This is a genomic window from Pseudomonas sp. UBA3149 (assembly GCF_002364655.1).
In the GTDB taxonomy this organism is placed as follows: domain Bacteria; phylum Pseudomonadota; class Gammaproteobacteria; order Pseudomonadales; family Pseudomonadaceae; genus Chryseomonas; species Chryseomonas luteola.
On sequence record NZ_DEYV01000040.1, the window covers coordinates 119,315 to 142,109 of the forward strand.

20 protein-coding genes are annotated in these 22,795 nt (G+C 57.3%); 10 read left to right on the forward strand and 10 right to left on the reverse strand.

Going from position 1 to position 22,795, the window contains the following annotated elements:
* Position 1 precedes the first annotated feature (1 nt).
* The 3 genes from B3729_RS22335 to pap all read right to left on the reverse strand — a co-directional run bounded on the left by B3729_RS22335 (position 2) and on the right by pap (position 2,939).
* Positions 2–685 (reverse strand): DUF2238 domain-containing protein, encoded by a 684-nt coding sequence (locus B3729_RS22335; RefSeq protein WP_286789029.1) that lies wholly within the window; start codon positions 683–685, stop codon positions 2–4.
* Between the two features lie 122 nt (positions 686–807).
* On the reverse strand, positions 808–1,431 hold the full coding sequence (locus B3729_RS22340; protein ID WP_197871248.1) for a class I SAM-dependent methyltransferase: 624 nt from the start codon (positions 1,429–1,431) through the stop codon (positions 808–810).
* Positions 1,432–1,448: 17 nt separating this feature from the next.
* Complete coding sequence (gene pap, locus B3729_RS22345; RefSeq protein ID WP_010796181.1) at positions 1,449–2,939, reverse strand: polyphosphate:AMP phosphotransferase; 1,491 nt, start codon at positions 2,937–2,939, stop codon at positions 1,449–1,451.
* Positions 2,940–3,096: 157 nt separating this feature from the next.
* On the opposite strand from pap, the gene B3729_RS22350 reads away from it, so the two are divergent.
* The 3 genes from B3729_RS22350 to B3729_RS22360 all read left to right on the forward strand — a co-directional run bounded on the left by B3729_RS22350 (position 3,097) and on the right by B3729_RS22360 (position 5,820).
* Positions 3,097–3,882: an ion transporter gene (locus B3729_RS22350; RefSeq protein ID WP_286789046.1), complete on the forward strand. Its 786-nt coding sequence runs from the start codon at positions 3,097–3,099 to the stop codon at positions 3,880–3,882.
* 338 nt (positions 3,883–4,220) lie between these two features.
* Positions 4,221–5,183 carry a CHAD domain-containing protein gene (locus B3729_RS22355; protein ID WP_286789030.1) on the forward strand — a complete coding sequence of 321 codons (963 nt, stop codon included), beginning with the start codon at positions 4,221–4,223 and terminating at the stop codon, positions 5,181–5,183.
* A gap of 346 nt (positions 5,184–5,529) precedes the next feature.
* Positions 5,530–5,820 (forward strand): PepSY domain-containing protein, encoded by a 291-nt coding sequence (locus tag B3729_RS22360; RefSeq protein WP_010796185.1) that lies wholly within the window; start codon positions 5,530–5,532, stop codon positions 5,818–5,820.
* Positions 5,821–5,871: 51 nt separating this feature from the next.
* Here B3729_RS22360 and cydB read toward each other — a convergent pair whose 3' ends face one another.
* The 4 genes from cydB to B3729_RS22380 form a co-directional block, all read right to left on the reverse strand.
* Positions 5,872–6,879 carry a cytochrome d ubiquinol oxidase subunit II gene (gene cydB / locus B3729_RS22365; protein ID WP_286789031.1) on the reverse strand — a complete coding sequence of 336 codons (1,008 nt, stop codon included), beginning with the start codon at positions 6,877–6,879 and terminating at the stop codon, positions 5,872–5,874.
* A 4-nt stretch (positions 6,880–6,883) separates the two neighbouring features.
* Positions 6,884–8,257 (reverse strand): cytochrome ubiquinol oxidase subunit I, encoded by a 1,374-nt coding sequence (locus tag B3729_RS22370; protein ID WP_286789032.1) that lies wholly within the window; start codon positions 8,255–8,257, stop codon positions 6,884–6,886.
* Between the two features lie 116 nt (positions 8,258–8,373).
* A complete protein-coding gene (locus B3729_RS22375) occupies positions 8,374–9,903 on the reverse strand; it encodes a sensor domain-containing diguanylate cyclase (RefSeq protein ID WP_122041340.1) in 1,530 nt (509 codons plus the stop codon).
* 73 nt (positions 9,904–9,976) lie between these two features.
* The gene (locus B3729_RS22380; RefSeq protein ID WP_286789033.1) at positions 9,977–12,379 is read right to left on the reverse strand and encodes a sensor domain-containing diguanylate cyclase; all 2,403 of its coding nucleotides are present in this window, start codon (positions 12,377–12,379) and stop codon (positions 9,977–9,979) included.
* Positions 12,380–13,108: 729 nt separating this feature from the next.
* Between B3729_RS22380 and B3729_RS22385 the strand changes: the two genes are divergently transcribed.
* Positions 13,109–13,447 (forward strand): hypothetical protein, encoded by a 339-nt coding sequence (locus B3729_RS22385; protein ID WP_150348455.1) that lies wholly within the window; start codon positions 13,109–13,111, stop codon positions 13,445–13,447.
* A 109-nt stretch (positions 13,448–13,556) separates the two neighbouring features.
* On the opposite strand, the gene B3729_RS22390 is transcribed toward B3729_RS22385, so the two are convergent.
* Complete coding sequence (locus tag B3729_RS22390; RefSeq protein ID WP_286789034.1) at positions 13,557–14,849, reverse strand: sensor domain-containing diguanylate cyclase; 1,293 nt, start codon at positions 14,847–14,849, stop codon at positions 13,557–13,559.
* A gap of 246 nt (positions 14,850–15,095) precedes the next feature.
* Between B3729_RS22390 and B3729_RS22395 the strand changes: the two genes are divergently transcribed.
* Genes B3729_RS22395 through B3729_RS22405 form a run of 3 tightly spaced genes read left to right on the forward strand, consistent with a single transcriptional unit; the run spans position 15,096 to position 16,886 of the window.
* A complete protein-coding gene (locus B3729_RS22395; protein ID WP_150348453.1) occupies positions 15,096–15,842 on the forward strand; it encodes a 2OG-Fe dioxygenase family protein in 747 nt (248 codons plus the stop codon).
* Between the two features lie 43 nt (positions 15,843–15,885).
* Positions 15,886–16,590 carry an AzlC family ABC transporter permease gene (locus B3729_RS22400; protein WP_286789035.1) on the forward strand — a complete coding sequence of 235 codons (705 nt, stop codon included), beginning with the start codon at positions 15,886–15,888 and terminating at the stop codon, positions 16,588–16,590.
* Positions 16,569–16,886, forward strand: coding sequence for an AzlD domain-containing protein (locus B3729_RS22405; protein ID WP_286789036.1), 318 nt, complete (start codon positions 16,569–16,571; stop codon positions 16,884–16,886). The genes B3729_RS22400 and B3729_RS22405 overlap by 22 nt, the downstream gene beginning before the upstream one ends.
* Here the strand turns inward: B3729_RS22405 and B3729_RS22410 are convergent.
* Both B3729_RS22410 and B3729_RS22415 read right to left on the reverse strand, forming a co-directional pair.
* Complete coding sequence (locus B3729_RS22410) at positions 16,803–17,726, reverse strand: LysR family transcriptional regulator (protein WP_312124553.1); 924 nt, start codon at positions 17,724–17,726, stop codon at positions 16,803–16,805. The genes B3729_RS22405 and B3729_RS22410 overlap by 84 nt on opposite strands.
* Positions 17,727–17,944: 218 nt before the next feature.
* A complete protein-coding gene (locus B3729_RS22415) occupies positions 17,945–19,042 on the reverse strand; it encodes a hybrid-cluster NAD(P)-dependent oxidoreductase (protein ID WP_010796196.1) in 1,098 nt (365 codons plus the stop codon).
* A 318-nt stretch (positions 19,043–19,360) separates the two neighbouring features.
* On the opposite strand from B3729_RS22415, the gene gbcA reads away from it, so the two are divergent.
* The 3 genes from gbcA to B3729_RS22430 form a co-directional block, all read left to right on the forward strand.
* Entirely contained in the window at positions 19,361–20,659 is a 1,299-nt protein-coding gene (gene gbcA, locus B3729_RS22420) for a glycine-betaine demethylase subunit GbcA (protein ID WP_010796197.1), read from the forward strand.
* Between the two features lie 213 nt (positions 20,660–20,872).
* Positions 20,873–21,448 (forward strand): hypothetical protein, encoded by a 576-nt coding sequence (locus tag B3729_RS22425; RefSeq protein WP_286789038.1) that lies wholly within the window; start codon positions 20,873–20,875, stop codon positions 21,446–21,448.
* 165 nt (positions 21,449–21,613) lie between these two features.
* Positions 21,614–22,795: methyl-accepting chemotaxis protein (locus B3729_RS22430; protein WP_286789039.1), on the forward strand; the 1,182-nt coding region annotated here is incomplete at its 3' end.

Sequence of the window (22,795 nt, forward strand, 5' to 3'; positions counted from 1 at the left end):
CTCAGGGGGCCTGCTCGTGTCGGGGCGCCGGCCGATCCAAAGGCGGTCGGACGGCTGAGGGTGTCGGCCGGTGGGCTTCCAGCTGGCGAATCTGGCGATCCTGCAACCGCGAGCAGGTCACGAGCGCTACTGTTGCACCGATTAGGGCATAGAACATGTCGGACTGGGTATCCCACTCATACCCCTGCGTACCTAGAAACTCCTCTGCGCCCTGCCCCAGCGCCAATGCAGCCCACCACTCGATCATCTCGTAGACGGCGCTGACCGCCACCGCCACGCACCCGCAGAGAAACGCGAGCATCTTGTAACCGGACACCTGCCGCTCACGGATCAGGATCTCGCGAGCCAGCAGGCACGGCACGAATCCTTGCATGAAGTGCCCCAGCTTGTCATAGGGATTACGGTCCATGTCCAGCCACTCCTGAATCCAGCTCCCCAGGGGCACGCGGGCGTAACTGTAGGCGCCTCCTGCAATCAGCCCCAAGGCGTGAATCGTAATCAGGATGTACAGCAGCGGTGTGAGGCTGAAGCGCTCATGAGTGGTGATCAGCAGCGGCAGCACAATCAGCACCGGAAAGATTTCCATCAGCCATGTCGTGCGGTCATAGGGTGCGATGCTGGAGGCGACCAGTGCCGCACATACGATGAGGACGAGTGATCGAAGCAGCCATTTGTGTTGAGTCATTCCATCCGCCTTACGTCGTTCCGCAGTCAGGCCAGCCTGCGAGGAGCAGACCGCATTACAGAACGGTAGACCGCAGGAAGCCAGCGTTGGGTCGGTGGCAGACTCAATTCGTTACGTTACGTTTATACCTTGCGCCAGACCGACGCCAGCCAGGGCTGCTGCTCCCGAGGCAAACCGGCGGGCCGGTAATAGTGTTCCAGTTCGACGAACCCCGTGTCGGTTAGATAACGCTTCCAGCTGTCGAAGTCGTGGTAGGCACCATAGCGCCGACCATTCCAGCCTTCGCGGTTGTCACCTCGCGGATTGGAGCTGAACAGCACGCCGCGCGGCTTGAGCGTGGCATGCAACGCCTTGAGTACGCGTGGCAACTCGCTGAGCGGGACATGAAACAGCGTGGCGTTGGCAAATATCCCATCGAAATGCGCTGGCGGAAGATCCAGGGCAAGAAAGTTCTGATGCCAGACCTCGCATCCCGAATCAGCGCGGGCCATGGCCACGAACTCGGCAGACCCGTCGACGCCCACGGGAGAGTGCCCCAGACGCGTGAACGTTTTCAGGTCCCGACCCGGCCCGCAACCAAAGTCGAGAATGCGCTGCGGGGCCTGACCTTCCAAATGCCTGAGCAGCGCCTCGATGTTCTGGCTGACATCATGATCTCGTGTGCCCTCGCGAAAACGCTCGGCCGTCTGGTCGTAGTCCGCCAGCGTCAGGGCAGTGATTCGTTCGAGCTCATCAGGCAAGGTCATGGCGTCGTCCAGGTCAATCAACGGTTTCGTTCAAATGCCGCTTCCAGGGCATCGTTGATGGTACGCAATACCTTGACCCGGGCGAAGCGTTTATCGTTGGCTTCGACCAGTGTCCAAGGGGCAATTTCGGTGCTGTTGCGCGCGACCATGTCTTCGACTGCGGCGCTGTACACATCCCACTTGTCACGGTTGCGCCAGTCTTCCTCAGTGATCTTGAACCGCTTGAACGGGGTCTCCTCACGTTCTTTGAAGCGCTTGAGCTGCGTATCCGAATCGATGGCCAGCCAGAATTTGACCAGTACGATACCGGCATCTGTCAGCTGCTCCTCGAAATCGTTGATTTCGCTGTAAGCCCTGAGCCAGTCCGCCTCGTTGGCAAAGCCTTCTACCCGCTCTACCAGCACGCGGCCATACCAGGAACGGTCAAAGACAGTAAAACCGCCTAATCGTGGAATATGCCGCCAGAATCGCCACAGATAGGGTTGCGCACGCTCCTCTTCAGACGGTGCGGCAATGGGAATGATGCGGTATTGCCGAGGATCGAGTGCCCCGGTTACCCGGCGGATCGTGCTGCCCTTGCCAGCGGCATCGTTTCCCTCGAACACGGCGACCAGCGCATGACGCTTGAAGCGCTTGTCCCGCACGAGTCCGGACAGCCGTGCCTGCTCGGCGATAAGCTGCTCCTTGTATTCGTCCTTGCTAAGGGACTGGGACATATCCAGGCTGCTCAACACCCCGCGCCCATCCAGGTTGGGCGGTAGTGGAGCGGTGTGTGGGCTACGGGGCGGCTGTGCGTCTCGCTCAAGCGCGCCGTTCAAGGCTTCGAGCAGGATGTTGCCTACCATCAGGCTGCGGTAATTTTCGTCGTAACCGGCTACCACATACCAGGGCGCATAGTCGCGGCTGGTTCGCCGCAGAACGTGCTCGCCGTGCTCGACAAACTTGTCGTAGGTCCGGGACTGTTGCCAGTCCAGCGGACTGATGCGCCAGCTATGCAAGGGGTCGTCCTTGAGCACCTTGAGCCGGTGCTTGAGCTGTTTCTTGGACAGGTGGAACCAGAATTTGAGGATCAATGCACCCTCGTCACTGAGCATGCGCTCCAGGCGCTCGGCGTCGCCGATGCCCTCCTCCAGCTCAGCCGATTTGATGCGTTTTTCCACGCGGGCGTGCAGGAGCTGGCTGTACCAGTTACCAAAGAAGATGCCGATCCGCCCCTTGGGCGGCAGGCGCTGCCAGTAGCGCCAGGCCGGTGGGCGCAGCCGCTCTTCCTCGGTTCGCTCCAGAAAGGATTCGACCTGGATCAGGCGCGGGTCCATCCATTCGCTCAACAGCTTGACTGTTTCGCCCTTGCCCGCACCTTCTACGCCATTGATCAGCAGAATGACCGGAAACCGCCCCTGCTCCTTGAGTTTATACTGCGCATCCAGCAGCGCCTGACGCAGCTTTGGTACAGCCGCCTCGTAGGTTTCCCTGTCGATGACGTGATCGGTTTCGGCGGATTCAAACATGCGGCTCTCCCCTGTCAGACCGGCCTTTCAAGCGCGTATGGCACAGTAATCGTCTTGTATTGGAACCCAAGCGATGCGGGTCGTTCGTTCCAGTGAACGTGACTTTACCGGGTCTAACGACCCCTACATTCAAGATACCGTAATTACCGGACGCTTCATGAAAGAACACATTACGCCTTTTCAACTGCTGATCCTGGTCTTGTCGTTTTATGTATTGGGCTCACTGGTAGCCGATCTGTTTTTTGCCCTGCCGCCGGAAGTCTCGCAGTTGCTCGGTTATCTGGATAATGGGGTGTGTGTCTTTTTCTTCATCGACTTCTGTTTGCGCTTTCGCGCAGCGCCCAACAAATGGCACTTCATGCGCTGGGGCTGGCTTGATCTGCTGGCCTGTATTCCCGCAGCCGGTTTTCAGGGCGCCAAGCTGGTCCGCGTGGTGCAGATCTTGCGCATCCTGCGTGCGATCAAGTCGCTTGCGATGATCTGGCGACTCCTGTTTCGCAATCGCGCCGAAGGCATTGTTGCATCGGCCGCCACGGCGACCCTGCTTCTGGTGGCATTTGGCGCCGTCACCATGCTGATGGTCGAAGCGCCCAACCCTGAAAGCTCCATCAATACGGCCGAAGAAGCGCTCTGGTGGGCCTTTGTGACTGTGACCACCGTAGGCTATGGCGACTTTTATCCAGTCACCACACTAGGCCGCATCGTGGCTGTCATGCTGATGATTGGCGGCGTGGGGTTATTCGGCAGCTTTGCCGCGTACATCGGCTCGCTGGTTCTGACGGACAAGGATGAGCAGGACGCCCACGAGCAGAACACTGACCGCGAGATGATGCGTGCCTTGATGGCCAAAGTAGATGAACTGCACGAGGAAGTCCGAACGCTGCGCCAGGAGCTGCATGCCACCCGCGCGGCGGAAATACCGCATCCGACCAAGGATAGCTAAGGCTGCGCCCTGCTGAATTGACCGGGATTAAAAGAAAACGTCGATGGGCGTCAGTTGGACTGGCGTCTTTATCAGCACGCTAGATCTCTAGCGGTAAAACTCCCCGGCGTGAACGGCCACACGCTCTAGGGCCGAACTAACCCCCTGCTTTTTCACTCATCTTTACTGAATCCACCGCTTGGCTGACAGCGAAACGCACAGGCAAATCTTTAACTATTGTCAGGCTTATATGACAGTTTGATGAAGATTGATCGACGCCACTGGTTCGCCAGCAATGCCCCCGATACTCTCGGAGGCGATATGCTCAGCTGAGCACCAAGTCCTTACAGGAGAGGGAAATGTCGTTTCGTATTCAAGCGCGTAAGCGGGTTGATGATGAGATCCGCCGTGTAGTGGTTGAACGGATAGAAAAAGCCCAGGAATCCTTGAGCGCAGGCTCGGCCAAAGGCGTGCACAACGCCCGCAAGCGGCTGAAAGAAATCCGCGCCGTGCTGAGACTGGTGCGCGAACCCTTAGGCAAAAAAGTCTTCACGGCTCAAAACATTCGCTTTCGCGATCTCGGTCAGGGCTTGTCCAGCCTGCGTGATGCCGCAGCCGTCATCGAAAGCTGGGATGCCCTGACCGAAACCAACCGCAAGCGCTTCAATTCACCGGCCATGAAGCGCGTTAGGGGCCGACTCGTCGAGCGGGCTGAAAAGGCGTCCCAAGGCGAGGCAGCCAGTTCCCATGCCGATCTGGTGGAAGAACTGGAAGACGCCAAGTACAAGGTGTCTACCTGGAAGTTCAAAGGCAAAGACTTTGGCCTTTTGGAAAGCGGCATTCTCAAGACCTACAAAGACGGCCGTCTGGTACTTAAGGTCGCTCGCAGTAATGCCACTGACGAAACCCTGCACGAATGGCGCAAGCGTGTGAAGGATCACTGGTATCACACACAGCTGCTGATGGGCGCCTGGCCAGAGCACTTCAAATCACGCCAGAAGTGCCTGGAAAAGCTGTCTGCCTATCTGGGTGATGACCACGACCTGGCGGTGATGCAGCTTTTGCTCGAGCAGGAGTCTGATCTGTTTGGTGCCGTCAGCACACGCCAAGCCATCAACGAAAGCATCCTTGTCCACCGCGCGCAATTACAGGCCAAGGCCATGGAGCTGGGGCAGCGTATTTACGTAGATAAGCCGGACGCGCTCCTGGAGCATTGGGAAAAGCTGTGGAACATTACAGCCATGCCGAGCAAAGCTAAAAAAGCCAAGAAACACGAGCCAGCCGGCCTGTTGCCCTATCTGGTCGAGCCGGTAACCGCATAAGCGGATCGACTCGCCTCATGCGGGTCAGGGCAGCTAATCGCCGCTCTGGCCCGAGCTAGACATGTTCCTGCCTTTTTCTGCAAATTTCGCAACATTAACGGGCACATTTCCTTCAATTAGCCTTGGAACTTGTCTTCCTCGGTGCGCTTCGAAGCTAGTGTTCGATGCGAGATGGTCGGTCAAGCCAGGCAAAAACATCAAAGGGAGCGGCAACAGCGCCTGCACTCTTTCAGATATGGCCAGATCAAGCCGACCGTCACGAATCAACACTTTGTGCATGACGCATGCTGGACGAGACGTGCCAGCCCGTGCGGCGGCCATCCCCTATTTCCTTGAGGTGTGTGCCATGAAGACGAAACACGTGATTGCAGGTCTGTTGCTGTCGGTTGCCGGCACTGGCTTCGCCTGGGCCGATCAGCCTGGTGCGGACTGGATGCCCAAGAAAGAAGTCGAAGCCAAGATCATTGAAAGCGGTTATACCTCCGTGAGCCGCCTGGATGCCGAAAATGGCGAATGGGTTGGCAAAGGCCTCAAGCTCAACTCGGAGAAGTATCGTTTCCGGGCCGATCCCCGTACCGGCAATATCATCCAGGAAGAAATCGATCGTGAAGAAGTAGGTCGTAAGACGATCGATTGATCCGCTGTTCACCAGCCCTGCGTAGAACTTGGTCTCTTGCAGGGCTGAAACCTATTCTCCATCAGCCTCTTCTCGTGGACGGATCTTGCCGCGGAACACCCAGAAGCCGTACGTGCTGTACGCTAGGGTGAACGGAATCAGTACGGCAAACCCAGTCAGCATGAACGCTTGGCTCGCGGTCGGTGACGATGCCTGAAAAATGGTCAGCGCAGGCGGGATGACCAAGGGATACAAGGCCAGGATCAAGGCGGCATACGCCACCATAAACCAGCCCAATACGGCAAACAGGGGCAGGTAATGGATGCGGCACGGCAATGCCTTCCAGAAGGCCAGCGCCAGAAGCGCCATCAGTCCTAGAAGGGGGATCACCCACTCGCCCTGGGCCCAGCGCTCCCGATACAGGGGGTGAAGTCCTGCGGTCCACACGATGACCAGCCCCATGAGCAGCAAGGTGAACCCACCCAACAGCGATGCCTGTTTTCGGGCCCGAGCCTGCAAGTCACCCTCCGTGCGCCAGACCAGCCAGCAGGCTCCAAGTAGCGCGTATCCCACCACCAGGCCGATCCCACAGGTCAGCGTAAAACTACTCAGCCAGTCCCAGCCATTACCCGTGTACCGGCTGCCATCGTTTGGAATCCCCTGAATCAACCCACCCAGGACAATGCCCTGACAAAGGCCGGCCAGCGTAGACGCCCCGGCGAATGCCACATCATGCCAGCGCCGATGTGCCGGAGTTGCGCGGTCACGAAACTCCAACGATACGCCCCGAAACACCAGAGCCAGCAACATGGCAATGATGGGTACATACATGGCGGTAAAAAAGATGCTGTATGCCGCAGGAAACAGAGCCAGCAACCCGCCGCCACCCAGCACCAGCCACGTCTCGTTGCCATCCCAGATGGGAAGAATGGAAAACGCCATGACATGGCGGCTCTGCGCCTCTTTGTGGAACGGAAACAAAATACCGACACCCAGATCCGTCCCATCCAGCACCACATAAGTGATGATGGCGAATGCCAGCGCCGCGGCAGAAAGTTGATGGATCAAATCGGCGGACATGGAATTACTCACCGGTCTCGTTGGCAAGGGAGGGTTCGGGGCCCTTTTCATCAGCCCTGGGTGCCCTGGCCATGGCCCGAAGCATGTAAAGAAGCCCAATCCCGAAGACGATCACATAGGCAGCCAGAATGCTTAGGGTTGAGGTCATGACGAAAGAAAAGGACTGTGCCGAACTGCTGTCAGCCGTGCGCAACAATCCATAGACCGTGAATGGCTGTCGCCCAGTCTCGGTCACGACCCATCCGGCCAGCATGGCGATAAAGCCGGCCGGTCCCATCGGGAGCACGACCCAGTGCAGCCAGCGGGCGGTGTACAGGCGTCCACGCGTACGCACGATCAGGCTGGCAATGCCGACGGTCGCCATCAGCAGGCCCAGCCCCACCATGAGCCGAAAGGCAAAGAATACGATAGGGACCGGCGGGAGATCGCTGGCCGGAAACTCGCTCAGGCTTTGGATGGTGCCGGTCCAGTTGTGGCGCAGGTACAAGGAGCCAATGTGCGGGATCGCCAGCTCCAAATGATTACGCTGCTGTTCCATATCCGGTACGGCAAACAGCCGTAGCGGCTCGCCCTCCCCCGGTGCCGGTCGGTTCCACGACCCTTCCATGGCTGCAACCTTCTGCGGCTGATGCTCCAGGGTATTTTCCCCATGCAGATCCCCGGCAATGATCTGCAGCGGCCCAACGATGGCTACCACCCACATGGCCATGGAAAACATGATCCGCGCCCGCGGATTCGACGCATCGCGCAGCAGATGCCAGGCGCCAACAGCCCCCACCATGAAAGCGGTGCCTAGAAAGGCGGCAAAGGTCATGTGAACGAAGCGGTAAGGAAAGGAGGGATTGAAAATAATGGCAAGCCACTCCTCCGGCACGAAACGGCCATCCGGCCCGATGGAGTAACCGGCAGGCGTGTGCATCCAGGAGTTGGCGGCCAGAATCCAGAAGGCGCTGAACAGCGAACCCACTGCTACCGCACAGGTTGTAAAGAAGTGGAGCTTGGGGCCTACCTTCTTCATGCCAAATAGCATGACGCCAAGGAAACCGGCCTCCAGAAAAAACGCCACCATGACTTCATAGAACATCAACGGTCCGATGATCGAACCCGCCTGAGTCGAGAGGCGTCCCCAGTTGGTGCCGAACTCGAACTCCATAACCACACCCGATACAGTTCCGACCGCCACGTTCAGCGCAAAGATCTTTAGCCAGAACTTATAGAGATCAAGATAGGCCTGCTGTCTTTTCCACAGCCAGAGCCCTTCCAGGGCCATGAGAAAATTGGCGAGTCCGATGCTGAACGCAGCCAGCACGATATGAAAGCCGATAGTGATGCCAAACTGGGCTCGGGCGATTTGCAGGGCAGGGTCAGTGACGTCCATAAAAACCTGAAGGGCAAGCGTTGCGAAGCGAGAGGCTTTAGCCGCTCGGCTTCAAACCTCGCTACTGCGACAACAGGGATGGCGTTTCAATTCCATTTTAATACTGGTCCAGCGCCTCACATCTTGCTTAGCGGAGGATAAACCCGGTCGCGCCCGGCCGCCTTGGCGGCGTAGAGCGCCTCATCGGCTGACTTGATCAAGTATTGGCTGGTCGCGCCTCTGCCCTTGGGTACGCAACTGAAGACACCGGCACTGATCGTGACGATACGGCCGTTTTCATTACCCTCATGCAGGATCGCCAATTTGCGAACAGCGTTGAGCATGTTTTCGGCCACCTGATGGGTACCGGCATCGTCCGTATCCGGGAGCAGCACTGTAATCTCTTCGCCCCCATAGCGGACAGCCAGGTCGACAGCGCGACGGGTACAGGACAGCACGGCTTCCGCTACGGCCTTGATGCACTCGTCGCCGGCCGGATGACCATAGAGATCGTTGTAGCGCTTGAAATGATCGATGTCGATCATGATGATGCCCAGCGACGTCTGCGCCCGCCGGGCCCGGCTGATCTCGGCCTTGAGGGCCATGTCGAACTGCCGCCGGTTCGCAAGCCCGGTCAGGCTGTCTTCCATGGCCATTTTCTCCAGCGCATGGTGAGATTCACGTAGCGCCCGCTCCGTCTCCAGGTCGATACGGATCTGCCGAATCAGGGCCAATCCGAACCCGGCTACGGCAATCAGCAGAATCCCGGTAATAAACGACCGGCTCATGTCCTTGTACCAGGACGCCAGGGCCGCTTCCTTGGAAACAGCCGCCATGACCACCAGCGGGTACTTGTCCATCTTGCGGTAGGCCGACATACGCTCGACCCCGTCCACGATGGATTTCACCATGCCCGTCCCGGTTGCTGAGGCCGGTAGCAGCTCGCTGAAGATACGCCCCTTGGCCAGACTCTGGCCGATCAGGGCTTCGTCAAACGGGCGTCGCACCAGTATGGTTCCGTCATGGAGAGCCAGAAAGATCGCGCCCTGCTGGTCGATATCGAATTCTGCGTAGAAACGGTTGAAATACTCGACCTTCAGCGTTGCCAGCGCAACGCCAGCGAAGCCCCCGTCGGGGCGATTGATCCGCCGAGACACCGGAATCACCAGCTCGTTTGTCGTGCGGCTACGGATGACCGGCCCGATATGCGGCCCCAGGTCCTTATGGGTACGGTGATAGGCAAAATATTCCCGATCCCCGTTGTTTATGTTTACCGGATCCTGACTGTTCGAGGTGACGATCCAGCGCCCGTCCTGGTCGTAGATGAACAACCCATGCAGCTGGGGTAATGCATTTATCCGATCCTGCAGCCAGGCCTTCATGCGGACCCGGTTGGTCTCTTCGATTCCATCCCAAGCCAGTCGCTCGGCGATACCGGCCAGAACAATATCGACCTCTTCGACTGTATCGTCGGCATGTTGCGCCAGTGAGCGTGCCAGGTTGGAAGTAGCGACCTCGGCCTCCTGAAGCCGTTCGCCCCGCCCCCGTAAGGCCTGCCAGATATCCAGGCTGAAAAGGGACAGGCAGACCAGGATCACGAAGCCGAGCGCGAGACGCTGTGACGGCCATCGGCTGGCCCTCTTCGAGATCTCGTGGGGGTCTGGCATGCGTCGCTATCCTTATGATCTTCTTATCACGGCGAACCCATCACCGCAGTGTTTCAATCATAGCTAAAGGTCATCAGACAAGCCGCTGTTTTATTTGATCTTCTGGTGTCAATGAGGTCTGGGACAGCGCGAACCCCTTCTTGCCGCGCCGCTTGACCTCATACATGGCCCGATCGGCATTCTTGAGCAGCTCATCCAGATCCACACCCTGCTCCGGATACAAGGCAATGCCGATGCTGGTAGAGAGGTAAAGGCGGTGCGGCCCGATGATCAGGTCAGCCTCAATGGTCTTCAGGATCTTCGTGGCGACATTGCTGGCATCCTCGATCCGCTTCAGATCACCCAACAGCACAACAAACTCATCGCCTCCCAGGCGGACCACCGTATCACTCTGGCGTACAGCACTTTTCAGGCGATGCGCCACCTGTCTGAGGACCTCATCGCCCACGTCATGCCCCAGGGTGTCGTTGATCTCCTTGAAGTGATCGAGGTCCATCAGCATGACCCCCAAGACCTCCTGGTTTCGCTTGGCCCGCTCGATGGCCATGCTCATCCGGTCGGCCATCAGCGTGCGATTGGGCAAGCCGGTCAAACCGTCATGCAGAGCCTGGTAGCGCATCAGCTCCTCGGCCCGCTTGCGCTCGGTAATGTCGTAGGCAATACCCAGATACCCCGTGATCTGGCCCGTCTGGTCACGCAACGCCGTCACGGCCAGGTTGACGGGTAACCGTACCCCGCCACGGCAGACAAAACCGCATTCGTGTTCCTCCTCGGGCTTTTCCTGCGCCAGCCTGACAAAGCTCTCCCATTCGGTCACCGTACGGCCCAGCGCCTGGCTCAGCTGCTCGGCCTTGACCGATTGCTCATTGGCATCCAGCAGGTCGCTGATGTACTGCGTCTCGACCAGTTCTGCCCGGGTGTAGCCCAGCAGCCGCTCACCGGCCGGATTAACTGTACGCAGGCGGCCCTCAGGATCGGTCGAGAAGATGCAGAACGGCGAATGCAGCAGGATCGCCTCGTTCAGAGCACCTGTCATCAGAGCCTGCTGCCGTGCCTGATGCAGGTCAGTCTGGTCACTGATCAGTACGATCAAACGCTGGACTCCATCCTGCTCGGCGACCGTAATGGCCATGTTCAGGCTGCGGCACTGACCTTTTGCCGACGTGTATTGCGTGTCGAGCCAGACACTGCTGGCCGTACCCTGACGCAGATCATCCAAAATGCGATCACCCTTCACAGCCAGCAGATGCGCCAGCGAGCGCCCCTTGGCCTCAGCGGCCAGCAAACCCAACATCTGCTCACCTGCCGGATTGATTTTCAAGACGGTCATGCCCGGGTCGCTCTCCGTGATCACGATGCCTTCCGCCGCCCCGTCGATAATGGAGCGTATCCGCGCTTCGCTTTCCCGGTAGGCGCGACTCATACGATCTGCCAGTTGCTCGGCGCGGGCACGCATGGTGGCCAATGACGCCACCAGCACACAGAGCAGCAAGGTAAGTCCCAGACCACTGAACAATACGACCTGTGCACGGCTGGCAGGGGCCGCTGTCTCGAAGGCAGGCAAGGTAACGAAACGCAATGTCCACTGCCGTCCGGCTACGTCAATATGTTGGAGGCTGTCGAAGCGGGGTATGTAACCTGGCAGGGTACTTACCAGATCCATACGCCTTGAATACAGGCGGTTTGCCGCTGCAGGTTGCTCACCATCGTAGATTTCAAGTGCCAGATCATCGGCACGGTCTTTCAGGGCGGCCGTCATCAGATCGCCCATCCTGAAGGGGGCGAAAACAAATCCTCGCAAGGCCTTGCGTCGCTGCTCGGCCGTCTGGGTCGGCATGTCGCTGAAATAGGACGGTACGAACATCAGGGTACCGGCCTGAGGGTTCTCGGTCTCCTGCACAAGCGTGATCTTTCCGCTCAGGCTTACATGGCCTAAGTCACGGGCCTGTTCGGCCGCCGCTCGCCGGTTCGCCTCGGAAAACATATCGAACCCGAATGCCCTCAGGTTGCGTCCCATAAAGGGCTCGATATAGAGAATAGGAATGAACGTGTCACGCTTGCCGTCTGGTCTGATCTCATAGCCCTGGAAACCTTCTTTCCGGACACGCTCCTCAAAACTGCCCTTATCGTGAGCGGCAATCAATGGGGCGAAACCAAAACCCTGCATCCCCGGGTAATCCTCTTCGAGCCGCATGTTTTCGGCAAACTGGCGCCATTCCTGCCGGGAAATATCATCACCAGCATTAAACAGGCTGCTCCCCGCCCGCAACAGGCGTTCATAGCGCGCCATTGCGCCATCCAGCTCCCGGGTAATTTCCGATGCGCCACGGGAGAAGCGCTCACGGGCGGCCTCCTGCTCTGAACCTTGCAGGATGTACCAGGCAAACAGCGTCACAGTAAGCCCAAGGGCCGCCACGCTGGAAACCAGTACGAGGGAGCGCTGGGTAAGCCACAGGGAAAACGAGGATCGAGGCATGATCATTCAACGAGGCAGGCAGATGGACAGGGGGTAACCCTGTCCTCATATCGGCAGAAAGCGGCAGAGTTTAAGGTGCGCCCTGAAACGAATGCCGACCTGCACAAGGTTGGCGGAGTAAGCGAGTGCGGAACAGATATAGCCAAAGGCTTACACGCACAAGGCGTCATTGGCTCTAGGTATGAATGCGTAAGGTGCGTAATCTACACCTATCGGACTGCAGCGCAGGAAGCGCTCAGGTAGATCAAGGATGAATGACCAGGCCAGGATGGCAGCTCGACAGGACGTTGAGTAAGGTCAACCAGAAAACCCGCTTCGGCGGGTTTTTTGTTGCCCGCCAGAAAGTCTTTTTCCTCGCCTTACCATCCCCGCGTACCCATGCAAGTCGTTTAGCCTGTTTTTCTTGCCGCGGTCACATAACGTGATCAGAAATCAGTAGCAGGATGCCAACCGTTTCACTACCCTACGCCGCTTCTTGTTGGCAAATAGCCATCAATCGGCAAGGCTAGCAGCAGATGATCGTCCGTCTGCCCGTTGCACCTTCGTACTCATGTTTTTGTGAGGGGCGCCGATACAACGATCAAGCTGATTGAGCTGATGAAGCCAACTGAAAACGCTCAGGCATGAGCCTTAGGTGGCAGGAAATTCGACGGACCGTAAATACCGTCCAGTTAGTTTGCGTCATCCAGTTTGCTGAGCCTTGTTAGCCCTTAGAAGCAAATACAGATCATGAATACACACAACACTCAAAAGCATTACGAACAACGCCAGCCGCAAGCCTATCGGGGCACGCCGTTTTGTGTGCATTCGACCCAGTGGCTGGGCGCTGTACTGCGCAAGTTTGATGTCGCTGAAACCAATTATGCTTCGGAGCAGGCCCGCTATTCGCGCCTGAATGCCAGCTCCGATCCGGAAGAAGTACTCGCCTTCTTCGTCCTGATAAGCACCCTGGTAACCCAGGCACTGGACTGCCATCCGTTCCCCGAGCCGCTGCAGGCTGAGTTGGAGCGTCTGGAGCAGCACCTTGAGATGACTGTCAACGGCATGCGCACCCTCTGCGACGCGTGACTGTTCAGGGGCAGGCCTTGCCAGACAATGCCTGCCCCCCTGCATTATCTCCTCTTCTTGATACCCCGCCCCGCCTGCCAAACCTGGCGCCTGTGTATTTGCTTTGCTTTTATCGGTTGTAGACCATGACACAGGCTCGCCCTGCCCGCTTGGCCTCATACAGGGCTTCGTCAGCATGACGCAGCAGGGTGTGCACAGACGGCCCGGCATCAGGGTAAAGCGCCACACCAATGGACGAAGTGGTCCTGAGCTCTCCACACGGCAGCATCCATGGCGCTTGCAAGGCCAGACATAACCGCTCGGCAATGGTGACCGCCTGAACCTCGTTTACCTGGGCCAGTACGATCACGAACTCGTCGCCGCCAATACGGGCATACAGGTCGTTGGCACGCAGGTTCTGCTTGAGTCTGCTGGCGAACCTAATCAGCAGCTCGTCCCCCACATCATGCCCCCACTCGTCATTGATAGGCTTGAATCGATCAAGATCCAGATACAGGACGGCAAAGTTTGAATCGGCCGATGCCTGATCGATCATGAGCTGGATCTGGTCCATGAGGAAGCGTCTGTTGGGCGCGCCCGCCAGAGGGTCGTGGTAGGCCAGCGTTTGAAGATGCTGATCGTAGGCTTTACGTGCTGAGATATCACGGCAGGCAAAAACGACATTATCCAGAATGCCCTCATTCGTATAGGTACTGGAGAGATGTGTTTCGAACCATATGCAGTGCCCTTGGGCATGGTAACAGCGGCATTCGACGGTCGTATGCGAGGCGCTATCCTCCAATAGCATTCGAAACGCACTGCGCAAGGGATCAATATCGTCCGGGTGGATCAGTTCGAACATGTCACGCCCCAGATAGATAGCCGCCCGATGCCCCAGGACATGCTCAAAGGAAGGCGAAACATATTCGATGCCTACTTCCGGCTTGAACACACCAATGATGTCGAGCATGTTGTCAGCAATCAGCCGATAACGCTGTTCACTGGCTTCCAGTGCCTGCTCAGCCACACGACGCTCGGTAATATTGCGGCTGACGATCACAAGCTGGTGGCGATTACCCGCTTCATCGAAACTGGGTGTCTTGATCACTTCCCACGTGTTGAGACGGCCATCCAGCCCCATGAAAGATTTCTGGATACGCAGCGCCGAGCCTTTTTGCCAGGCCTGCTCGTCGGTCTGCACGTTGTAGACAAAAGCCTCATGGAACTCCGGTCGAATCAGCGCCAGCTCCATGTCGGTCTTGCCCACATAGTCAACGCCTTGCAGGCGATAGGTGTCGATCACGATCCTGTTCGTGATCAGCCATCGTCCCTGCCCATCCTTGAGCACAATGAATTCCTGTATGGCATCGATGAGGCCACGGAGCTGAAACTCGCTATCAAATGTGAGAGCAGAAAGGGTCATGGCAGGTATCTGGCAACTGGCGTGCCCCAGGTAGGACACATCTTGTACACCTTTATCGGCGAGACCCGCAGCAAATTGACATGGCCATCCGATCGCCCGATGAATGACCATCGGACCGTGGGCACCTCATGCCGGCAGCAGGCACCCAGCCAACCTCAACCTTTCGTTGAGATGCCTTAAATTATTTCTCATAGAGCAAATCTGCCCAGCGCTTAGAGTGGATCGTTCAATGGAGCGGAGACGATCATGATTGTTCTCAACAAGGCGGTTGGTGACGCCCTGCGTCAAAACAAGTTTGCCAATGTGAGAGGCGCGGACTTCAGCCTGACGGGCAACTTTGACGAATTCGTCCGGCTGACCCATAGCTGGGAAGCTATGGAGCGCGACAGTTATTATGGCCAGGCCGAGTCGGGCGCACGGTTCAGACGCTACAGCGATTTCGAATATCACCCCGTCAATCAGGAGCTGCGCCAGCTCGAACATCGCCCCTATGTACAATCCTTGGCTAACAATCGCTATGTAGGCGGCATGGAGCGGCACTTTCAGGACTTCTCCGATGAAGTGATCGCCTCCCCTGTTCTTCGCAGCCTGATCGCCCTGGATTTCGAGGTGTATAAAAGCGTATTGCCAGCGCACCTGCATAACGACATGTGGCAGTGCCAGATTCATCAGATTCGGATCGAGATCAACCCCGGCCAGCAGGTCGAAATCACGCCTGAGGGAATTCACTGCGACGGCTACCCCTTCAGCGCAATGCATTTCTGGGGTCGGCATAACATTGCAGGTGCTGAAAGCCGGCTATATAACGTGCAGGAGGAGCTGCTCGCCGCGCTGACTTACGAGCACATCCTGGACACGACGTTTTTCCTGGACCGGGAGATGCGTCATTACGTGACGCCTGCGTCCACGAAGGACCCAAAGCGCCCGGCATTCCGTCAGATCATCGCCATCTCTTTCTCCAAACCCGGGACGGCCCATGACATTGTGCGGTAAACCTATGAACGGTCCGATTTCAGCCCGGCAATGAGAGGATGGCGTGAATACGCGTGTTTTAACCCGGAAAGCTCCTGAGCTACGCACCTTCAGCGAGGCCAGTCCGGTCGTCGCTGGCTATTTTACGGTCTCATTCGTTTTCGGCCTGATGGCCGTGAATGCAGGCTATCCGCTCTGGTTACCGGTCGCCATGTGCTTGTTCGTCTATGCCGGCGCCTCGCAGTTCGCCGCTCTGGCACTGATGACGGCGAACGCCTCGATCATCACTATTGTGATGACCACCTTTCTGATCAACGCCCGTCACATGCTGATGTCGATGTACATGTCCAGAGCCCTGCGCACGACAGGCCTGAGCCGTCTGGAACGGTGGGTGTATGCGGCGGAGCTGACGGACGAGTCCTTTGCCTTTCACAGCAGCAAGTTGCAGAAAGGCGGTGCGGTCAATGCCCGTTACCTGATCTCGTTCAACCTCTTCTGTCACAGTGCCTGGGTGCTGGGCGCGCTGCTGGGTGCTCTCAGCTCGACCTACACTGCCCACCTGATCCAGTACAAGCTCGACTATGCCTTGACCGCCATGATGCTGTACGTGCTGGTCTCGCTTTGTGATTCCAAGGGCAAGCTGGTGGCTGCTCTGGCGGCGGTGGCCTGCATGGGTGTGCTGAACCTGCTATTCGAGTCCGCCCTGAATGTCTTTATCGCCACGTTCTTTGGCTGCTGGGTAGGCGTATGTCTCAAGAAACGTTCCTGATCTTGATAATCGTCCTGATGACCGTGGTGACACTGCTACCACGGGTGCTACCGATGCAGCTCAGTACCGAGCGCTGGCCAGGATTCCTGACGCGAACGCTTGAGTTTCTGCCGGTCTGCATCGTCGCCGCCATTACCCTCACACCACTGGTGGTGACGGAAAAGCATGTGAACCTCATGCGGCCCGAATTCGTTGCTGCCATACCGACGCTGTTATGCGCTTATTTCAGTAAGAACCTGCTCCTCAGTGTGGCGGTAGGCCTGTTGTCGTATATTGCGCTGGGGCGAGTGCTGTAAGGGACGGGTCAGCTGCTCCAGGGCACGAATAGGCAAGTCGACATTGTTGACGACCAGGCGTACCGGCAGCGAATCCTCAAACCCCGGTACGATGGACAATCCATGCTTGCAAGCCGCCGCCCGTGAAACGACGCCCAAGCCATCGAGTTGTTTGATCAGCGAGACGGTTAGGGTTTCGCTACCCGAATAGATCATGCGATGCCCCCATTGGCTCACCGTCTGACCACTGTCTAGAAACCGCTCGAAACTGGTGGAATAAGGGCAGTCGCTGGTCGGCCTAACAAGCAGCTTGTCACTCAGGTCGCTGTACGCCTCTGCATCGGCACCGTGGTAAGCACCTACGACATCAATATGAAGATCAGCCAGCTCAAGGCTGGCCAGATCGGCTTGCGGTGGTCCGATCAGTACCGCAAGGTCGATATTGTCGTTACGCAGCTTGCTGAGGTTCTCGATGGACTCGGCAAAGCTGAACTCCAGGTGATAATCGCTGAAGACCTGCATCATCCGCTTGACGATGCACTGGTTGATATCGGCCGGTAGCGTGCTGTTCAGTGCGGCCCGCAGCAGCCGTGGCGTGGCTTGGCTCAACTCGGCAGCCTTGCTGTCCAGTTGCCGGGCGGACTCCACCACCTTCTCGATATAAGGCATGAGCGCATGACCACGCTCGGTCAGGAGCAATCCCTTGTTGGATCGCTTGAAAATCCTGAACCCGAACTGGTCTTCCGCCTTGTTCAATTGCGCCGCCAGGGCCTGCACGGTCAGGCAGGCCTCATCTGACGCGGCAGACAGAGAGCCTGTACGCGCTACCCGCGTCAGGTTGCGCAGCGTTCTGACATCCATTTTGACGCCCTCGATCAGAAAGGAGCGATGCTGTAGCGATCTGATCACACAATGCTGCGATCTTCTACCTTACCTTAGCAGCTGTCTCAGTGCCTGGCGGTATTAGAGCAGGAATAGCCCCTATGAAAAATAGGGGCATTGTGCCGCTGCGGTAATATCAGACGGGAAAAGGAAACGGTGATGGACACGCCCAAACAGGCATGTCCGCTGCAGGATATTTAGAAATCGATTTCAACGTCCCCTTGCGGAACGCTGCAGCAGGACAGGATGTAACCTTCGGCCTCGTCCTCTTCGGTAATGCCGCCGTTGTGCTCCATGACAACCGAACCACGGGTCTTGAGTACCTTGCAGGTGCCGCAGATGCCCATGCCGCATGCCTTTGGAATATGCAGGCCCAGCTTGGCAGCCGCTCCGTGCACAGTCTCACCTGGTCCAACACGTACACTCATGCCGCTGCCCGCAAATAACACCTCGCACTGATCCGCCAGCGGAACCGGCGGTGTGTCGGCCGCAAGACCGGCCTGTTCGAGAACCTCTTCCTTGACATCCGCAGGCGTCGCGCCAAAGGACTCCTCGTGATAACGGGCCATATCGTAGCCCAGCTCGCGCAGCATGGTTTTCACAGCATTCATATAAGGTGTCGGGCCACAGCAGAACACCTCGCGATCACGAAAATCCGGCGCCATTAATTCCAGCATGCGCCGATCAAAGAAACCGCGATATCCCGCCCAGGCCTCCCCAAGATCACTCCGCTCGCACACGAGATGCAGCGAGAAGTTAGAGACCCGAGACGCCATGTGCTCCAGCTCGCGGTGATAGATGATGTCCTTTGGCGTGCGGGCACTGTGTACAAACACCATGTCCACGTTAGCGTTCGTGTCGAAGAACCAGCGGGCCATGGACATCACCGGTGTGATACCTACGCCACCGGAGAGCAGCAGGACCTTGTCGGACGGGTAGTCAATGGCATTGAACAGCCCCACCGGCCCATGCACCGCAAGCTCCTGCCCTTCACGCAGGTTGTCATGCAGCCAGTTCGATACCTTGCCACCCGGGACACGCTTGACCGTGATCGAGAAGCTGTAGGGCACGGAGGGCGAGCTGGAGATTGTGTATGAACGCATCACCTGCTGCCCCTCGATCTCAAGCTCCAGCGTCACGAACTGACCGGGTTTGAAAAAGTACATCAGGGGTACGTCCGCCATGAAGCAGAAGGTTCGTACATCCCAGGTTTCCTGAATCGCCTTGACGCAACGTACCGCATGGCGACCATTGGCCCAGGTCTGCGTAGTAACCGGATTCAGAAAGCTGTTCATGCACGTGCCCTCACGCGTTGAGACCCGCCGCATCTTCAGGCGGTGATGGGGCGATTGTGGAGAGGCCCTTTCGTCGGCATTTACCTGCCAACGACATCGGCATGCTTAGAGCGACCAGCCCAGCGTCCACGGGACTTGCCGCGTCGGGAAATGATTCGACCATGTCGCGCGTGGATAAGGCCCCATCCAGACGCAGCCCCACACTGATTTCACCAACCACACGGGCAGTCTTGAACAAGCTGTCCAAACGCCTTGCATCACAACCCTATCAGCCACTTTTTCACCGGCGCACCTGTATGCCGCCGCATGAGGATACCGATGGACGTCACCTACCCTTTGAGTCTGGGCGATCCGCTGGAGTCGGCCCGCAAGGCCACCGCAGAGATGCTGCGTACCCGTGAGCGAACTTACTCGATGCCACAGCCGTTCTATAACGATGAGCGTCTGTTCCAGATCGACATGCAGGAGATCTTTGGCAAGGAGTGGCTGATTGCCGGAATGACGAGTGAAATTCCTGCCAAAGGCAATTTCCTCACGCTGCAGATTGGCGATAACCCCGTCATGGTGGTGCGTGGTGCTGAAGGCAAGGTACACGCTTTTCATAACGTGTGTCGGCACCGCGGTTCTCGCCTGTGCGTCAGCGAGAAAGGCAAGGTGGCCAAGCTGGTCTGCCCCTATCATCAATGGACCTACGAGCTGGACGGCCGCCTGCTGTTTGCCGGTACCGAAATGGGTGCTGACTTCAACATGGCGGACTTCAACCTGAAGCCGGTGCATGTGAAAACGGCGGGCGGATACATCTTTATCTGCCTGGCCGACGAGCCTCCCGCTATCGATGACTTCCTGCGTACGCTCGACCATTACATGGAGCCGTACGACATGGAAAACACCAAGGTCGTAGCCCGTACGGACCTGATGGAAGCCGCCAACTGGAAGCTGGTGCTTGAAAACAACCGCGAGTGCTACCACTGTAACGGCTCACACCCAGAGCTGCTCAAGACACTCCTGGAATGGGACGATGTAACCGATCCACGTGCCAACCAGGCCTTCAAGGATCACGTTGCCGAAAGCGCCGCCGCCTGGGAGGCCGAGCAGATCCCGTATGCCCACGCCAGCTTTGGCCTGCGTAACCGCATTGTGCGCATGCCGCTACTCAAGGGCACGGCTTCCATGACGCTGGATGGCAAGCCCGGCTGCAAGAAGCTGATGGGGCGTATCAAGAACCCGGAGTTGGGCTCCATGCGCATCCTGCACCTACCGCACTCCTGGAACCACGCCATGGGGGATCACCTGATTGTGTTCACTGTCTGGCCAATCAGCGCCCAACAGACCGTGGTTACCACCAAGTGGCTGGTGCACAAGGATGCAGTAGAGGGCGTCGATTATGAGGTAGAAAATCTGCGCAAGGTTTGGGATGCCACTAACCAGCAGGACCGAATGCTTGCCGAGGAAAATCAGCGCGGCATCAATTCCAAGGCCTACCAGCCCGGCCCGTATTCACAGACCTATGAATTTGGCGTCATTAATTTCATTGACTGGTACAGCGAACGCCTACTGGCCAACCTGGGCGAGGAGCAGCCCGCACCGCACCTGCGTCAAGTGGGTGCCGATGGCTGATTGACTACTCTGTTTTAAGAACCCCGCTTCGGCGGGGTTTCTTTTGTTCAGTCAAAAACCGTTGCATTTTCAACTGCCAAGCACTGCACGCTTCAGGAAAGCGCAGCGCAATGCAGGCTTGTCGCTATGAAATAATCCGGCCAGTCGTTGGGCCCTGGCTGCCAAGCCTTTCGGCACCCAAAGGACTCAACGCAATCCATTCAAGGATCTGACATGAACAACAACAGCCTGAAAATGGCCCTGGCTTCGGCTGCCCTTGTATTCGGCCTTGTCACTCTACCGGTCCAGGCTGCCAGCAAGGCCGAAACCACCCAGACAGCCAATAGCCACTCCATCTCCCTGCTGAACCATCAGCTAGTGCTGGCATTACCCGAGGGGTTCGATGTCAGTCCCCTGCCGCCCGGCACAACTGCCGAAGATCCGTCAGCACGCGGCAAACTGTATATCAACAGGGCCAGCCAACAGTTGATCGTTACCTCTGAAACGCCGGTGCCAGAAGATAAAAGCGCCAGCAACCGAGTCGTGCTTGCCAAGGCCAAAGCCGCATTCTATGCACGGCAAAAACTGAGCGGCAGCAAATTCAAAGTGCTAAAGGAAAAGACCCTAAAGCGCGACGGCCTGACCCTTCAGCAACTGGAAACCACGTCAGTCATGAACGGCACGCCCATGCGCAGCACCGCCTTTATTGCCGAGGCAGATGCGCGGGTTGCGGTTGTACAGCTGCTGTCCGACCGAAAGGACGAAGCCGCTCACAAGGCTCTGGTACAGCACGTCCTGAGCAAACACTGATCCTGTCTCAGCTATCTTCGGCGGCCCTGGTCTTTTCCTGTCAGGCTGCAAGCGTTTAGCCTTTTGCTGATGGCTACCCTTAAGCATTCCCGATCGCGTCCGATATGCAGGCATCCCTTACAGAGCGAAGGATCGCCTGCCCTTATTTTTCTAACAGGACCGATCATGTTCAGACATTTGAAGATCTCTTACCGGACCCTCTTGAGCTTTGGAGCAGTAGCCGTGCTACTGATCATCCTTGGCATTTCCAACCTGATACAAATGGCTGAGATCCGCCACGCGGGACAAGTCATCGAAAACAATTCCATGCCGAGCCTTGCAACGGCCGATGAGATTGCGTTGAACATCACTCGCCTTCGGGTCGAAGTATTGCGTCTGGTAGCGAACCCGGATAAAGCCGTTCAAGCCAAGAGCAACCAGACCATCGCCACGCTGAGCGAGAAGATCAAGGACTCATTCCAGAAGTACGAAACCCTCCTGTCCAATGACCAGGAGCGCAAGGCAGTCAATACGCTTAAAACGACGTTTCAGGAGTACATGAATATCCTGGCAACTGTTCAGATGTTCGTAGCCAAGGAAGACGTACCCTCAGCCAACAAGTTGATCAATACTGAACTGGCACCCCGTGGCATCATCGTTAACGACCAGAATTTACTGCTGCAAAAGATCAATCAAGAATCGGCTACCATAGCCGGTCAGGCTGCAGCTGAAAGCTATCAGCAGGCCCAAATGATCGTTGTTGTTATTATCGTACTGGGAGTAATCGTCACGATTGTTCTGGCACTGTTGCTAACTGCCAGTATCGTCAAGCCGATTGGTCAGGCAGTTACTGTTGCCAAGCAGATCGCGGGTGGCGATCTTAGTCAGGATGTAAAAGCCGAAGGCAAAGACGAAGCTGCCGAATTATTGCACGCACTGGGGAGCATGCAAGTCAGTCTTCGCCAGACCATCGGCCAGATCAGCGACTCGGCTACTCAGCTATCGTCCTCTGCCGATGAGATGAGTGCAGTCATGGAGGAATCCACGCGTGGTCTGCAGCGCCAGAATGATGAGATCGAGCAGGCGGCTACCGCTGTGAACGAAATGACGTCTGCCGTAGAAGGCGTTGCCAGTAACGCGGTCAGCACCTCTGAAGCATCACAGGCGTCCAGTCATTCAGCTCAACAGGGCCGTGCACAACTAAGCGATGCCATTGCCTCCATTGAGGCACTCACCAGCGATGTCTTGGGCGCTTCTCAAAGTGCCGAGGAGCTTGCCGAGCAGGCCCTTAATATCAGCAAGGTTCTGGATGTGATCCGCGCCGTGGCTGAACAAACCAACCTGCTGGCGCTCAACGCCGCTATTGAA

Coding starts and splice junctions, on each gene's coding strand:
- B3729_RS22385 (WP_150348455.1), top strand. CDS start 13,109: ATGAATACACACAACACTCAAAAGCATTACGAACAACGCCAGCCGCAA.
- B3729_RS22410 (WP_312124553.1), bottom strand. CDS start 17,726: ATGGATGTCAGAACGCTGCGCAACCTGACGCGGGTAGCGCGTACAGGC.
- B3729_RS22425 (WP_286789038.1), top strand. CDS start 20,873: ATGAACAACAACAGCCTGAAAATGGCCCTGGCTTCGGCTGCCCTTGTA.
- B3729_RS22415 (WP_010796196.1), bottom strand. CDS start 19,042: ATGAACAGCTTTCTGAATCCGGTTACTACGCAGACCTGGGCCAATGGT.
- pap (WP_010796181.1), bottom strand. CDS start 2,939: ATGTTTGAATCCGCCGAAACCGATCACGTCATCGACAGGGAAACCTAC.
- B3729_RS22350 (WP_286789046.1), top strand. CDS start 3,097: ATGAAAGAACACATTACGCCTTTTCAACTGCTGATCCTGGTCTTGTCG.
- B3729_RS22380 (WP_286789033.1), bottom strand. CDS start 12,379: ATGCCTCGATCCTCGTTTTCCCTGTGGCTTACCCAGCGCTCCCTCGTA.
- gbcA (WP_010796197.1), top strand. CDS start 19,361: ATGGACGTCACCTACCCTTTGAGTCTGGGCGATCCGCTGGAGTCGGCC.
- B3729_RS22340 (WP_197871248.1), bottom strand. CDS start 1,431: ATGACCTTGCCTGATGAGCTCGAACGAATCACTGCCCTGACGCTGGCG.
- cydB (WP_286789031.1), bottom strand. CDS start 6,879: ATGTCCGCCGATTTGATCCATCAACTTTCTGCCGCGGCGCTGGCATTC.
- B3729_RS22355 (WP_286789030.1), top strand. CDS start 4,221: ATGTCGTTTCGTATTCAAGCGCGTAAGCGGGTTGATGATGAGATCCGC.
- B3729_RS22390 (WP_286789034.1), bottom strand. CDS start 14,849: ATGACCCTTTCTGCTCTCACATTTGATAGCGAGTTTCAGCTCCGTGGC.
- B3729_RS22405 (WP_286789036.1), top strand. CDS start 16,569: ATGTCTCAAGAAACGTTCCTGATCTTGATAATCGTCCTGATGACCGTG.
- B3729_RS22360 (WP_010796185.1), top strand. CDS start 5,530: ATGAAGACGAAACACGTGATTGCAGGTCTGTTGCTGTCGGTTGCCGGC.
- B3729_RS22335 (WP_286789029.1), bottom strand. CDS start 685: ATGACTCAACACAAATGGCTGCTTCGATCACTCGTCCTCATCGTATGT.
- B3729_RS22370 (WP_286789032.1), bottom strand. CDS start 8,257: ATGGACGTCACTGACCCTGCCCTGCAAATCGCCCGAGCCCAGTTTGGC.
- B3729_RS22395 (WP_150348453.1), top strand. CDS start 15,096: ATGATTGTTCTCAACAAGGCGGTTGGTGACGCCCTGCGTCAAAACAAG.
- B3729_RS22375 (WP_122041340.1), bottom strand. CDS start 9,903: ATGCCAGACCCCCACGAGATCTCGAAGAGGGCCAGCCGATGGCCGTCA.